Source organism: Acinetobacter sp. 129952 (assembly GCF_056642055.1).
In genome coordinates, this window is sequence record NZ_JBWVSU010000003.1 from 95,061 (window position 1) to 107,616 (window position 12,556).

General features: G+C 44.5%; 16 protein-coding genes and 2 tRNA genes. 8 read left to right on the forward strand and 10 right to left on the reverse strand.

What is annotated here, in order from left to right; genetic code table 11:
* The first annotated feature begins 220 nt into the window (after nt 1-220).
* Nucleotides 221-601, forward strand: a complete 381-nt coding sequence (locus tag AC1IR0_RS04755) for a hypothetical protein (RefSeq protein WP_243474890.1) — start codon at nt 221-223, stop codon at nt 599-601.
* Between the two features lie 102 nt (nt 602-703).
* On the opposite strand, the gene tehB is transcribed toward AC1IR0_RS04755, so the two are convergent.
* From tehB to AC1IR0_RS04790, 7 genes are all read right to left on the reverse strand, one after another.
* The gene (gene tehB / locus AC1IR0_RS04760) at nt 704-1,567 is read right to left on the reverse strand and encodes an SAM-dependent methyltransferase TehB (protein WP_479741208.1); all 864 of its coding nucleotides are present in this window, start codon (nt 1,565-1,567) and stop codon (nt 704-706) included.
* 216 nt (nt 1,568-1,783) lie between these two features.
* On the reverse strand, nt 1,784-2,056 hold the full coding sequence (locus AC1IR0_RS04765) for a hypothetical protein (RefSeq protein ID WP_253100038.1): 273 nt from the start codon (nt 2,054-2,056) through the stop codon (nt 1,784-1,786).
* A 109-nt stretch (nt 2,057-2,165) separates the two neighbouring features.
* A complete protein-coding gene (locus AC1IR0_RS04770) occupies nt 2,166-2,915 on the reverse strand; it encodes a hypothetical protein (RefSeq protein WP_409651583.1) in 750 nt (249 codons plus the stop codon).
* A 226-nt stretch (nt 2,916-3,141) separates the two neighbouring features.
* Nucleotides 3,142-3,639, reverse strand: a complete 498-nt coding sequence (locus tag AC1IR0_RS04775) for a hypothetical protein (RefSeq protein WP_409652024.1) — start codon at nt 3,637-3,639, stop codon at nt 3,142-3,144.
* Nucleotides 3,640-3,861: 222 nt separating this feature from the next.
* A tRNA-Phe gene (locus AC1IR0_RS04780) sits at nt 3,862-3,937 on the reverse strand.
* A gap of 137 nt (nt 3,938-4,074) precedes the next feature.
* Nucleotides 4,075-4,150 (reverse strand) — tRNA-Phe (locus AC1IR0_RS04785).
* Between the two features lie 203 nt (nt 4,151-4,353).
* On the reverse strand, nt 4,354-4,731 hold the full coding sequence (locus AC1IR0_RS04790) for a GNAT family N-acetyltransferase (RefSeq protein WP_004278652.1): 378 nt from the start codon (nt 4,729-4,731) through the stop codon (nt 4,354-4,356).
* A gap of 96 nt (nt 4,732-4,827) precedes the next feature.
* Between AC1IR0_RS04790 and hisB the strand changes: the two genes are divergently transcribed.
* From hisB to AC1IR0_RS04820, 6 genes are all read left to right on the forward strand, one after another.
* On the forward strand, nt 4,828-5,421 hold the full coding sequence (gene hisB, locus AC1IR0_RS04795; protein WP_004729244.1) for an imidazoleglycerol-phosphate dehydratase HisB: 594 nt from the start codon (nt 4,828-4,830) through the stop codon (nt 5,419-5,421).
* Complete coding sequence (gene hisH / locus AC1IR0_RS04800) at nt 5,421-6,038, forward strand: imidazole glycerol phosphate synthase subunit HisH (protein WP_253138485.1); 618 nt, start codon at nt 5,421-5,423, stop codon at nt 6,036-6,038. The genes hisB and hisH overlap by 1 nt, the downstream gene beginning before the upstream one ends.
* A 131-nt stretch (nt 6,039-6,169) precedes the next feature.
* The gene (locus AC1IR0_RS04805) at nt 6,170-6,688 is read left to right on the forward strand and encodes a DUF805 domain-containing protein (RefSeq protein WP_180181446.1); all 519 of its coding nucleotides are present in this window, start codon (nt 6,170-6,172) and stop codon (nt 6,686-6,688) included.
* A 103-nt stretch (nt 6,689-6,791) separates the two neighbouring features.
* Nucleotides 6,792-7,451 carry a 3'-5' exonuclease gene (locus tag AC1IR0_RS04810; RefSeq protein WP_325756068.1) on the forward strand — a complete coding sequence of 220 codons (660 nt, stop codon included), beginning with the start codon at nt 6,792-6,794 and terminating at the stop codon, nt 7,449-7,451.
* 326 nt (nt 7,452-7,777) lie between these two features.
* The gene (gene hisA / locus AC1IR0_RS04815; RefSeq protein ID WP_004278658.1) at nt 7,778-8,512 is read left to right on the forward strand and encodes a 1-(5-phosphoribosyl)-5-[(5-phosphoribosylamino)methylideneamino]imidazole-4-carboxamide isomerase; all 735 of its coding nucleotides are present in this window, start codon (nt 7,778-7,780) and stop codon (nt 8,510-8,512) included.
* Between the two features lie 65 nt (nt 8,513-8,577).
* The gene (locus AC1IR0_RS04820; RefSeq protein WP_409651576.1) at nt 8,578-9,507 is read left to right on the forward strand and encodes a DMT family transporter; all 930 of its coding nucleotides are present in this window, start codon (nt 8,578-8,580) and stop codon (nt 9,505-9,507) included.
* A gap of 58 nt (nt 9,508-9,565) precedes the next feature.
* On the opposite strand, the gene AC1IR0_RS04825 is transcribed toward AC1IR0_RS04820, so the two are convergent.
* Genes AC1IR0_RS04825 through AC1IR0_RS04835 form a run of 3 tightly spaced genes read right to left on the reverse strand, consistent with a single transcriptional unit; the run spans nt 9,566 to nt 11,582 of the window.
* Nucleotides 9,566-9,961 carry a DUF4870 family protein gene (locus AC1IR0_RS04825; protein ID WP_044111390.1) on the reverse strand — a complete coding sequence of 132 codons (396 nt, stop codon included), beginning with the start codon at nt 9,959-9,961 and terminating at the stop codon, nt 9,566-9,568.
* 20 nt (nt 9,962-9,981) lie between these two features.
* On the reverse strand, nt 9,982-10,608 hold the full coding sequence (locus AC1IR0_RS04830) for a DUF1294 domain-containing protein (protein WP_409651571.1): 627 nt from the start codon (nt 10,606-10,608) through the stop codon (nt 9,982-9,984).
* 26 nt (nt 10,609-10,634) lie between these two features.
* Entirely contained in the window at nt 10,635-11,582 is a 948-nt protein-coding gene (locus tag AC1IR0_RS04835) for a homoserine kinase (protein ID WP_409651568.1), read from the reverse strand.
* Between the two features lie 113 nt (nt 11,583-11,695).
* On the opposite strand from AC1IR0_RS04835, the gene hisF reads away from it, so the two are divergent.
* On the forward strand, nt 11,696-12,454 hold the full coding sequence (gene hisF, locus AC1IR0_RS04840) for an imidazole glycerol phosphate synthase subunit HisF (protein ID WP_004647284.1): 759 nt from the start codon (nt 11,696-11,698) through the stop codon (nt 12,452-12,454).
* Nucleotides 12,455-12,556 lie beyond the last annotated feature (102 nt).

The window sequence follows — 12,556 nt, forward strand, 5'->3', positions numbered from 1 at the left end:
CCAAATTATAAAATATGTATTTAAATGATTATAGTAATGGTAGTTAGTTTATTTTTCCATCAGAACACCTCTATAGCCAAATTATGTTTAATTTTTATAAATGTTATTTATTTGTAAAATTGGTTTATTTCTCAATCATTTAAAACTTATTTATGAATTACTTAAATTTTATATGCGTATGATCAAGCCTCTTTTTTCCTATTTCCTTAAAAGGGTATATATGAACATGCTTAAAACAATGATCGCGACTGCAATCGTAGCGACTTCTGCATCTGCAATGGCAACTGAAGCTCAAGTTGCGCCAGCAACTGTTGTAACTAAAACAACCCAAACTATTGCCAAAGAAGCTGCTGCACCTGTACAAGCGAAAGTTGAAGCGACTCAAGCGACTGTTGCTGCAACTCAACAAGCGACTGAAACTAAAGCTGAAGCAGTAAAAACAGAAGCGACGACTCAATTAGAAACAGCTCAATCTACAGCAGAACAACACGTTGAAGCTGCGAAAACTGAGGCAGTAGAAACCAAAGACGCGGCTGCTGAAAAAGCAGAAGTAAAAGCTGAGAAAAAAGGCTGGTTCTCTTGGTTTAAAAAAGCGGCTTAAGCTTTTTAAAAGCATAAAAAAAGATGTCAGCCTGACATCTTTTTTTGTTTTGGAGTGTCTTATTTAAGCTCAAGAATTTAAAAAAAATCCTCAATCTTTTATTTAAACCTTCTGCGCCAGCATCGTGGCAAAGTGCTGCTTAATCCGCTGGCCCTGCTCATCGACACGATACAGCTCACCGATATCTTCATTGTATTTCACAATATTCCAGCCCTCATAATATCCTCGCAATTCTCCCGGCTGAAAAGCAAATGGAAAATCGGCTTGTGCCGGAATATCTGGCGTATCCATGGCACAGACAATCAGGTTATAGCCACCCGGCACGGTCGCCTGCTGCATCTGTGCAATGAGGGGTGGAATGGTTTTCGCCTCAAGGAACATCATCACCACGGTACAGTAGATAAAGTCATATTGACCTGCAATACTGGTATCCGTGTTAAGGTCGCGGCGCTGTACCTGCACATGATCAATCTGCTCGGTCTGCACAATCTGTCTTAAAGTCTGCAAACTGTTCTCGTTAACATCCCAGGCATCGACATTAAAGCCGTTCTGACTCAAATAAAGCGCATTACGCCCTGTACCACAGCCGACATCCAGCGCACGGCCACCTTTTAAATAGGGCATGGCGGCCAGCACTTCAGAATGGGTAGGATTTAACTGATATTTCTTGATGAAGTAATCCTCAGGCCGGCAGTAAAAACGCAGCTGGCATTCGATATTCTCACTGGCAGAAACAATTTTGTGCCAGGCCTCAGGCTCAATAAATGGCGGTTGCTGCTCTGGCGTAAACACATGCTCGGATTGCACTACACCAGATTTTTCCAGCATGGCAAAACGCAACTCACCTTTTAATACTGTCAGTTTCGCCCAAGTGCCGGCTTTGGTATTATGCTGATTCTTGAAGCCCTGAGGAATACTCTGCTGGTTCCAGACTGGAAGTTCCTTATAACATATCAACTGTTGCATAAATTTTTGCCCTCCATATCATCCATGCTCCGCCTGTCATTCTTTTGGCAGCGGTAATTAATTCAGCATAGCCTGTTCAAATCGGAATTGGAATCAGCGCCTGTTCGCGCTGTGCCGATGCAACAGCAAGATCAATACCAGTTTTTTATCAAAATAAAAAAGCTGCCTCTATTGAGACAGCTCGTTTGTATATCAATAAGGAATTCGACGACTTGATTAATGCAGCAGTTCCGACTTCAGCCAGTTGATGTATTTGTCCTGATCCATAAAATCCGGTGCGCTCCCCAGATCCAGACTGAAATACTGCTGATTGAACTGAATCACAATCTGTTCGGTATAGTGCCAGTCCTCGATCAGCGTGAAATATTGATCCAAGAACAACCGGTTCTTGTCTCCGTTATTCATCCTTTGTAATTTTTGATCTGTTTTATTTGCGACAAACTCACCGTACACCTGCTGAATATCAGCAAAAACCTGAATTGTTTGCATGACTCACCTGCTTAAATGTTATGTCGTGATCTGTGCGACCCCTTCAATTTAGCAAGCGAGTTTGAACAGCAGATGACAGTCCTATGGCAATCCTGTCATCTAAGTCAGGTTACAACTTGTTTTCAACCGCTTTCTGGTTGGCGCTGGCCACTCGTTCCATCTGCTTATTCAGGTGCAGCATTTCTTTATACAGCGCATTAAACTCTTGCACGGCTTTATCGTCATAGAACATAAAGGTGTTATTTTTCTTTTGCCATTTATGCTTTTTCAATACCGCAAATAAGGCATCGGCCTTGGCCAGAGTCTGTTTTTCAATTTCAAAAATGACATGTGCATTACTATTTTGCTGACTGTCTTTCAGGGTCAGGCTCAGTTGCTGGCGATAACGGTTTTTAATATCCAGTTGCTGCGCCTTGTCGATCAGCTCGGCATCGCGCTGCTGGATTTTCTGCTGATAGCTGTTCACAATTTGATGGACTTGCTTGAGCATCGCTTCAGTTTCTTTATAGCCTTGTGCCTGATCCCTGGCCAAGCGGTCGATATTCAGAAAATTCTGCCAGTTGGCGGCTTTTAAGTCGCGTAGATACTGATTGCGTTCCTCGGCACTGTCGCGCAATTGCCCCAGCATAAACTCAGCCATGATGGCATAGTCACCATCCAGACGGTCATCTTCAAGTTCAATCTGAATCGGTTTAGACCAGTCCTGTGCCTGCTGCGCAATGCTCTCGGTTTTTTCTTCGAGCACGGTTTCATATTCGAGCAGCTCGGCCTGATGTTTTTGCTGAACTGAATTCTGATAAAACAGCCCAATAAAAATTGCCAGTGTCACAGCGGCTACAATCATAAAAACACGCGGCATGTATACGCTCCAGCTCTGTCAGTCAGATCTTGTTGATTTACATCCACTATGCTTATTTTTTAAACACAATTCAAGGCATTTGATTTTTCCAATAATATGTCTAGCTTAGACAGAAATTGCTCCTCTCACAAAGCTACCCTTTCCCAGAACACTATTTTGTCGATCTCGTTGCATGGCAGATTTAATAAGCTCGTTTAACAAAGTTATCTGGACCGACAGGCGCACATTATGGAGAATTAAACGGCAGGCTCAGATTCAGCCGGTTCTGATCGAATTGCTCGCGGACAATATTCACATTGGTCGCATCGCGGTTAATTCCAAAAGGTTGCAGCAATACATACACCCCATTTCTTGGGTCTGAAGACTGCAAGCCCTGTGCGATGGCCAATACATATTCACGGAACACCACAGGCAGGCTATCCAGATCAGGGTCGGCAGGTGCACGCATCACATCAATATTCGCCACTACGTCACCATCCACGCTATAGGCCTGAATTTCACGTTCAATTTTCATCAGGCGCATTTGCAGGGCCTTACGCTGGCTGTTCTGCTCCTGATAAGGCAACATTTTTTCAGTCACGGCGCGCAGTTCCGGTTCCGCCATGACGGTCAGGGTCGGCAAGACGACGGAATCAGCAGCAGGCGCAGCATGGCTTAATATCGGTAGGCTAAAAGCAGTACAGGCCGTAAGAAAGCCGAGTTTAATTGGTGTTAGGAGATTCATCATTTTTACCCTCGTTTGGAAAAGGGAAAGCGTCAAAGCCAAATCTTACAAATAATGCCAGTGCCTATTGTTAAGTTTGATAAACGGTCAATGATGCATAAAAAGGCAGGAAACCTAGAAAAAGAACAAGTTGAAACAACTGAAAAATAGAAAAGAGTGCTGATCTGGCTTTGGTGTAGGCAAAAAAAAATCCCCAAACCAAGTTTGAGGATTTTTTGAATATGGTGGCGAGACCCAGGATCGAACTGGGGACACACGGATTTTCAATCCGTTGCTCTACCTACTGAGCTATCACGCCGATGCGGTGTATTAAGCCGTATCTGGCCTCATTAGTCAATCAAAATTATGAAAAAAATATTTGAGTGGCTGATTTTTGGCCTAAAAAAAATCCCTGATGGGATCAGGGATTGAAAACTTTGAAATCGTTTTAAAATATGGTGGCGAGACCCAGGATCGAACTGGGGACACACGGATTTTCAATCCGTTGCTCTACCTACTGAGCTATCACGCCGATGTCGCGTATTAAACAGTTTCAGCTGTAAATCGTCAAGAGCAGAGAGAATAATTTTCATCAAATGTTTACTTTTCCATCAACTCGCATCAATTTGAGTCATAAATCGAACAGTGTTTACCAAAGACCTCAGTAATAAAACAGATTTAAGCGCTTATTTACATAAAAAAGCAGCCTAATGACTGCTTGATATTGCTCTATCTTCAGATTTTTTCCAGATTGGCGAGACAACGATGAATGGCCCCACAGCCTGGGACGAAATTTTTCACGCCTTTTTCTTCTTCCATGCGGCAGACTTCGCTGACCAGCCTTTCTGCCACACCACGACCGCGATTGGCCGGATGTACCACGATATTTTCCAGAATGCGGCTTTCGCCCTGTCCAGTGCACCAGATTGCCCCAATAATTTTGCTATTAAATTCTGCGCTATAAACTGAGGTATACTGTGCAAGGTTTTGCTCTAGTTGTTCCATGGCATCTGCCCCGTCGCTAAATTCCGGGCTCGTGTCATACAGTCGCTCAAGCTGGCTGCGCACTTCGTCATTTTCTAAAGAAGTATAAGCATGTACGGTGATAGGCATTGATAAACCCTCCTGAGCAATCTAATATGCGGTGACTTCGTCACGGCGAAAATATTTTCTACATCAATCATTTTGACGTATTTGAGGAACGTGTCTATGACAGATCGTATCAGTGAAGTGGTAAGAAATACCAACGAAACCAAAATTCGAGTTCGTTTGAATCTCGACGGTACTGGTCAAGGCACCTTAAACACGGGTATTCCCTTTTTAGATCATATGATTGATCAAATCAAGCGTCATGGCCTGTTTGATATTGATATTCATTGTGATGGCGATCTGGAAATCGATGACCATCATACTGTGGAAGACTGCGGTATTACGCTGGGTCAGGCATTTGCACAGGCATTGGGCGATAAAAAAGGCCTGAAACGCTATGGTCATTTCTATGCGCCACTCGATGAGTCTTTAAGCCGTGTCGTGGTAGATCTGTCTGGCCGTCCGGGTCTGTTTATGGATATTCCATTTACCCGTGCCATGATCGGCCGTTTTGATGTGGATTTATTCTCTGAGTTTTTCCAGGGCTTTGTAAACCACTCCTTGATGACGGTACATATCGACAACCTGAAAGGCAAAAACAGCCATCACCAGATCGAAAGCGTATTTAAAGCATTTGCGCGTGCGCTGCGTATGGCCTGTGAAGTCGATCCACGTGCTGCCAATACGGTAGCTTCAACCAAAGGTACACTGTAATGACCCGTATTGCCCTTCTTGATTATGGCATGGGAAATTTGCACTCTGCGGCAAAAGCATTAGAACATGTCGGTGCCACGGTTGATGTGACCAATGATCCAAAACTGATTGCACAAGCAGACAAGATTGTTTTTCCGGGCGTAGGCGCGATGCGTGACTGTATGCAAGGCATGCACGAAGCCGGGATTGATGAAGTGGTACGCAATGCCGTATTTAACAAACCGGTATTGGCCATTTGTGTCGGCATGCAAGCCTTGATGCAGCATTCTGAAGAGAATGGTGGTACCGATGCACTGGGTATTTTCGAAGGTGCGGTTAAGCATTTCCCAGAAATGGCGGGCTTAAAAGTGCCGCATATGGGCTGGAACCAGGTGCATCAGGCTGATCCAGAGCATCCGATGTGGAACAATATCGAACAGGACGCGCGTTTCTACTTTGTGCACAGTTACTATGTAGAACCACAAGATTCAGAATTGGTGGCAGCTACTTGTACCTATGGCATTGAGTTCTGCACAGCGATTCATAAAGAAAACCTGTTTGCGACCCAGTTCCATCCGGAAAAGAGCCATACCGCCGGTTTACAGTTATTGAAAAACTTTGTGGATTGGAAAATCTGATTTTCCTTTCGCCTAAAAAGCTCGCAAATTGCGGGCTTTTTTATTGATTATTTTTTACACTTTTCATTTATAAAAAATCCCTTTATCACAGACTTACTTATAAAAAATCTAATGAAAACAAAGGAAAAATAATGAGTAATACAATTCAGGATTCGGGGTGGAATGCATCAGGACGTTTTGGGCGACGTTCGTATATCGCCTGGAATATGCTGCTGGGTTTTTGCTTTATGATCATCGGGATCATTGCTGCTTTCATTTTACCTGGAATGAGTCCAGAGACTTTAGATGGTAAAATGTCCATGCCTTTAATGGTGCTGTTGGTTTTGATCTACGGCGTTGCGATTTATTTTAGCGTGATTTTTTTAATTCGTCGTTTACATGACCGTAATCATAATGGCTGGCTTTCTTTACTGATTTTTGTGCCGGTCGTAAACCTTGTCTTTACACTTTACCTGTTATTGGCACCCGGTCACAACGAAAGTAATGAATATGGCCCTCCACGCACGACACGTGGCTGGGAAACGCTTTTGGTGGTGCTGTATCTGGTACTCGCGGTTATTTTGGCCGCCTTTGCTGTCCCTGCTTATCAGAATTATGTTGAACGTGCTCAACAGGCGCAGATGGAACAGAGTAGCTATCACACTGATTAAACCTATTTAAATTCTGCATAAAGCCCATTCTTCATGGGCTTTATTTTTGCCTAGAACAGGAAAAGTGATTAAGCTGAACGCATTCATTTCATGATTGAAGCTTATGCAACAGCTGCTGGATACTTTACCAAGCAAGGAACAAATTCAGACCTTTCCTGTATTTAAAAATCTTCCAATGCAACAGATTCAGGTGATTAATTGTCTGGAACAATGTCATGCCCTTGAACAGGAGCTAAAAAGCTGTGCAGTCCTGGGTTTCGATTCTGAATCCAAGCCCACCTTTAAAGTTGGTGAGGTTTCTACCGGGCCACATCTGATTCAGCTGGCCACTTTAGATAAAGCCTATTTATTTCAAATGAATGATTCGATCTGGGATTTTCTTAAACCGATCTTTGTCAATCGCGACCAGATCAAGGTTGGTTTTGGCCTGAAAAATGATGCGCACCTGTTCCGTAAAAAAGGAATTGAACTGAATAGTGTGATTGAACTGTCTAAATGTTTTAAAGCTTTTGGTTTAAACAATCCGGTCGGATTAAAAAATGCCATGGCGTTATTGTTTCAGTTGAATTTTCCTAAATCCAAACGGATTAGTACCTCGAACTGGGCCAGCAAGAAGCTAAGCCCGGCACAAATTGATTATGCAGCCGCAGATGCCTACGCGCCCGTGCTGGTATTTGAAGAATTACTACGTCGGGATTTATTACCCAGAGAGATTCCCAATACTTCATTAAAATTAAGAATCCGTCCTTCATCGACGGCTTAAGCGCTTAAGTGGCGTGTTGGTTCTGGCAAATTAATGTCGCATAAAAGCTGGGATGAGCGCGTTCGATGAGAGAGCTGTGACTTTAACAGGTCTTACAGCTTCGATTATCGATCCGCTCAGTACACGACCCGTTGTGGAAAATCTGATTGCCATTCAAGAGACGGATCATTAAAATCATTAAAACGAGCAAAATAAATTACCTCACTGCTACCTATCTATGGACAGGTTTTCTTTATTCATACCGTTTAAGAGTTAGAAATTTCGACTTTATTTGCTAAGATGAATACACTCAAATTCATTCTAAAGATTAAGCAAGGAGCGAAAGCATGCTGATCATCCCTGCAATTGACCTGAAAGATGGCAAATGTGTCCGTTTAAAACAAGGTCGTATGGAAGACGATACCGTATTTTCAGACGATCCGGTCGCAACAGCACAGCATTGGGTAAATGAAGGCGCTCGCCGCTTGCATTTAGTAGATTTAAACGGTGCTTTCGCAGGTACGCCAATCCATAAACCAGTGGTTGAAGCCATCGTCCGATCTCAACCTGATTTGCCGATCCAGATTGGTGGTGGTATCCGTTCTCTGGAAACTATTGAGCATTATCTGCAAGCCGGTGTTTCTTTTGTGATCATTGGCACCAAAGCAGTTCAGGATCCTGAATTTGTTGAAGAAGCATGTCGAAAATTTGCCGGTCATATTATTGTTGGGATTGATGCCATGAATGGCATGGTAGCAACAGATGGCTGGGCCAATGTGACTGATGTTAAAGCCACTGACTTGGCGAAACGTTTTGCCGATGCTGGCGTGTCAAGCATTGTCTATACGGACATCGCACGTGATGGCATGATGCAGGGTGTGAATATTGAGCAAACCGTGAATCTGGCGCAATACTCAGGTTTGCCTGTGATTGCATCTGGTGGTGTAACCAACCTGGATGACGTACGTAACCTGAAAGACCAACCAGGTATTTTAGGCGCAATTACCGGTCGTGCGATTTACGAAGGTACATTAAGCTTGCGTGAAGCACAGTTGTTGCTAGATGAGCAACAGGCGCTATAATTAAGCTTGCTGTAAAAGAGGTCTTCGGACCTCTTTTTTATTTTTTAATTTTCTGATCTCCTGGCATGTCTACACTTATTTCCAAAAATCACTCCGGCTGGATGGTGAAAGCGCCGCAACTCGCCCTGATCCTGATCACCATTATCTGGGGCGGCAGCTTTATTACCGTGCAATACGGGCTGAACTTTAGCAGTCCGATTATATTTGTCGGCCTGCGTTTTGCTGCGGCAGCGCTTGCCGTCACCCTGATTTCACTGAAGTCGCTAAAAGGCATGAACCTGAAAGAGGTGTTCGCTGGCGCAGTGATTGGGATCATGATCGCCATCGGTTACGGCACCCAAACTGTGGGCTTGCAGACCATTAGCAGCAGTGAGTCGGCTTTTTTAACCGCCTTATATGTTCCACTGGTTCCGATCCTGCTCTGGCTCATGTTCCGTAAAAAACCGCATGTCATGACCTGGATCGGAGCGCTGTTTGCCTTTATCGGTCTGGTGTTTTTGACAGGCAATGGCTTTGCTGCAATTCAGCTCAGTTTCGGGCAAACCCTGACGTTGCTCGGTTCCATCGCGATTGCACTGGAGATTATTTTTATCAGCCATTTCGCCGAGCAGGTGAATGTACGCCGGGTCACGGTGCTGCAACTGATTTTTGCATCCTTATTCTGCTTTATAATTGCACCCGTGTTAGGTGAATCTCAGTTACCTGAATTTCACTGGCATCTGGCAGGGATTTTAGTCGGTTTGGGCATTGCCAGTGCCTTGATTCAACTGGTGATGAACTGGGCGCAGCGCATGGTCGACCCATCACAGGCAGCGATTATCTATGCCGGCGAACCGGTATGGGCAGCCCTGTTTGGCCGTCTGGCCGGAGAACGTTTACCGTCACTGGCTTTATTAGGCGGATTGCTGGTGGTACTGGGCATGATTGCCAGTGAATGGAAACCGAAGTTTTTAAGAAAACAACCAACAGAAGAATTAAAGCAAGATCTTTCTTAATTCCGCTAAATCCCCCTGAAAAAGAGGGATTTTTTTCTCTAGGGAAATACGGCTAAAATTATTTGCTATACATCGGTCTATTGTCATTTAAGCGCATGATGCCGCGAATCGCCCGATACACAATCCAGATCCAGGCCAAAACCACCACCACTAAACAGAACGCGGATGCACCAAATGCGACCCCTGCAAACAGGTTAGGATCTTCACCGGTAAAGAACAAAAAGAAAAATGGAATAAAGGCGACGATATTCCAGAACAGATACCACCAGAAACTGCGGATCTGCCAGGTAAAATGGCTTTCAAAGATGGAACCGCGCACATCGCGCCGTTTCACATAGTTAATGATTAGCGCCACGAGAGCCAGCAGGCCAGCACTAAAAATGGCCACAATATATAAAATGTACAGTGCAAAAGTCAGTGTACGGTTTGAGTCTTTATCAATGGAATAGTTCACGTCCCCTCCTGGTACTTCCCCTAGATATTTAAACTATTCAACGGGGAAATCAGCCATATAATCAAAATGATGTTAAAGGCTATGGTACAAAAATATATCTGCCGGAAAGGTTGTTTTTGTGTTTTATGCCGTAATTTCTGCTGTGCCAGCCAGGCTGCCGGCCAGCCGCCTAAGAAAGCCACCACATGCAGAGTGTTTTCCGGAATACGGCGATTACCCAGCTGTGCCGCTTCCTTATCTTGCGCATAGAGCCAGTAGCTGAGCGCATTCATCAGGCTGACCAGCAACAACACCAGTCCACTCAGTAAACTACCCAAGGTCAAAGCCACCAGAAAAAGAATATAGAGCACACAGGCAATCTGCATCGGCTGTAATTTCTGTGTCTGCTGCGACTTGGACGGTTTGAATTTTACTTGCAGACTTTTGGCTTGTGCTGCTTTCAGGTACATCACCTGCTGCGCGCGATAACGGCCGCGTTCATCCAGAATGACCAGATAATCCAGCGCACAGCCCACGATTGGACGTGGGCCAGGCTTGGCAAAATCCTTGATATGCAGAAATACGCGATCTTTGGCGGGGTCACTGGGCTGAATGAAACCATAGCCCTGATCATCAAACCATTCCACCAAACGTCCCTGATCGCGCATATCCCTATCCCTTTTGATTTGATTGTTTAAGCGGTGACGAATTTTAAGCGTTCAATTAGCATATTACGCATTTCATCCGGATTTTTTTGCAAAATATCTTCGCCAGTACGGCCTAATGCTGCATTACGCTGTGCTACCTGCAGACGCATCATCCAGAACCGTCCCGCAGCCATAGCCAGATATAACTCCAGGCAGGCGCGTTCATCACTGGTTAAAGGACGAATCGTTTCATAGGCATTTAAAAAAGCAATCGCTTTTTCTTCATTTAAGACCACGTCAGGATATTCGGTACAGAAGTCATTTAAAGTGATGGCGATATCAAACAACCATTCATCTTTATTCAGCTCATAAAAATCCAGAATGCCATTCAGCTGATCGCCTTCAAATAAGGTATTGTCACGGAACAGATCTGAATGAATAAAACCGCGTGGACGGTCCGGATATACCGCCGTCAACGCCTCATATAAACCTAATAATTTGCCAAGCAAGACTTTATCAGCCGGACTTAAACTTGGTTTGATTTCTTGAGAAACGGCCAGCCAATAGGCATGATCACGCACAAAATTACGTTCTAATTTAAAGTCTTTGAGTGCCACATGCATTTTCGCCTGAGCGATGGCAATTGCCTCAACTTGCCCAATGGTAGATGGCATGGGATGTTCACCCATCAGGCGCGGTGCAATCTGTGCCGGTTTATCTTTAATGCTGTGAATCGCTTTGCCTGAATGCGATAAAGGCACCGGAACAGCCAACCCGGCCTGCCCCAGATGTTCCAGAACCGGAACCAGTTCGCCTGCCGCCTGCTCATCCATATCTTCAAATACGGTCAGCACATATTGCTGGTCTTCGCAGACTAAAAAGTAGTTGGTATTTTGAATACCGCCTTGAATGGGAATCAGATCAATCACCTTTAAACCATAAGGCGCCGCAAAATCCTGAACTTCCTTTAAAGTCAAAGTGGTATAAACCGACATAGAAAACCTGCGAAAAAACTTACATAATTTTGCTAGAATACCGTTTCCATCTGCCAAGGTGTAGCGCTTGCGTGGGTGAGTTTCATAATCGGCTGTAATAATTGGAAAAATTTATGCTAGCTAAACGTATTATTCCTTGTCTGGACGTGGATAACGGCCGCGTGGTCAAGGGTGTCCAGTTCCTTGATATTCGTGATGCGGGTGACCCGGTCGAAGTGGCGCGCCGTTATAATGAACAAGGTGCCGATGAAATTACTTTCCTTGATATTACCGCTACACATCATGGACGCGACACGACTTACCGCACAGTAGAACGCATGGCTGAATCGGTTTTTGTACCTCTGACTGTCGGTGGCGGTGTACGTAAAGTCGAAGATATCCGTCTATTACTCAATGCCGGTGCAGACAAAGTCAGCATCAACTCGGCTGCGATTTATAATCCCGAGTTTGTGCAGGAAGCGTCTCAACGCTTTGGCGCGCAGTGCATCGTGGTTGCAATTGATGCCAAAAAAACTGGCGACCACAAATGGGAAATTTTCACCCACGGTGGCCGTAAAGAAACCGGGATTGATGCGATTGAATGGGCTGTGAAAATGGCTGACTTCGGCGCAGGTGAATTACTGATTACTTCGATGGATGCCGATGGCACCAAAGCCGGTTACGACATTGCCCTGATGCGTGCCATCAATGACCGCGTCACGGTACCGACGATTGCTTCTGGTGGTGTGGGTAATTTACAGCATTTGGCGGACGGCATTATCCATGGTGGTGCTGATGCAGTACTGGCAGCTTCAATTTTCCATTTTGGCCAGCACACCATTCCGGAAGCCAAAGCCTATATGGCAGCCCAAGGTATTGAAATGCGCCTTTAAGCCGTTTTAGATGATGATTTAATTAAAGAGTGTTTTTATAAACACTCTTTTTTTATGCCTTAAATAAAACAACACAGCAAATACGGGACAAAAAAAAGGAGT

Bases quoted from the DNA above. Each gene is read 5' to 3' on its own strand.
- AC1IR0_RS04755 (WP_243474890.1), top strand. From the start codon at position 221: ATGAACATGCTTAAAACAATGATCGCGACTGCAATCGTAGCGACTTCT.
- AC1IR0_RS04835 (WP_409651568.1), bottom strand. From the start codon at position 11,582: ATGTCGGTTTATACCACTTTGACTTTAAAGGAAGTTCAGGATTTTGCG.
- AC1IR0_RS04810 (WP_325756068.1), top strand. From the start codon at position 6,792: ATGCAACAGCTGCTGGATACTTTACCAAGCAAGGAACAAATTCAGACC.
- AC1IR0_RS04790 (WP_004278652.1), bottom strand. From the start codon at position 4,731: ATGCCTATCACCGTACATGCTTATACTTCTTTAGAAAATGACGAAGTG.
- AC1IR0_RS04775 (WP_409652024.1), bottom strand. From the start codon at position 3,639: ATGAATCTCCTAACACCAATTAAACTCGGCTTTCTTACGGCCTGTACT.
- AC1IR0_RS04820 (WP_409651576.1), top strand. From the start codon at position 8,578: ATGTCTACACTTATTTCCAAAAATCACTCCGGCTGGATGGTGAAAGCG.
- hisA (WP_004278658.1), top strand. From the start codon at position 7,778: ATGCTGATCATCCCTGCAATTGACCTGAAAGATGGCAAATGTGTCCGT.
- AC1IR0_RS04765 (WP_253100038.1), bottom strand. From the start codon at position 2,056: ATGCAAACAATTCAGGTTTTTGCTGATATTCAGCAGGTGTACGGTGAG.
- hisB (WP_004729244.1), top strand. From the start codon at position 4,828: ATGACAGATCGTATCAGTGAAGTGGTAAGAAATACCAACGAAACCAAA.
- AC1IR0_RS04830 (WP_409651571.1), bottom strand. From the start codon at position 10,608: ATGCGCGATCAGGGACGTTTGGTGGAATGGTTTGATGATCAGGGCTAT.
- hisH (WP_253138485.1), top strand. From the start codon at position 5,421: ATGACCCGTATTGCCCTTCTTGATTATGGCATGGGAAATTTGCACTCT.
- tehB (WP_479741208.1), bottom strand. From the start codon at position 1,567: ATGCAACAGTTGATATGTTATAAGGAACTTCCAGTCTGGAACCAGCAG.
- AC1IR0_RS04770 (WP_409651583.1), bottom strand. From the start codon at position 2,915: ATGCCGCGTGTTTTTATGATTGTAGCCGCTGTGACACTGGCAATTTTT.
- hisF (WP_004647284.1), top strand. From the start codon at position 11,696: ATGCTAGCTAAACGTATTATTCCTTGTCTGGACGTGGATAACGGCCGC.
- AC1IR0_RS04805 (WP_180181446.1), top strand. From the start codon at position 6,170: ATGAGTAATACAATTCAGGATTCGGGGTGGAATGCATCAGGACGTTTT.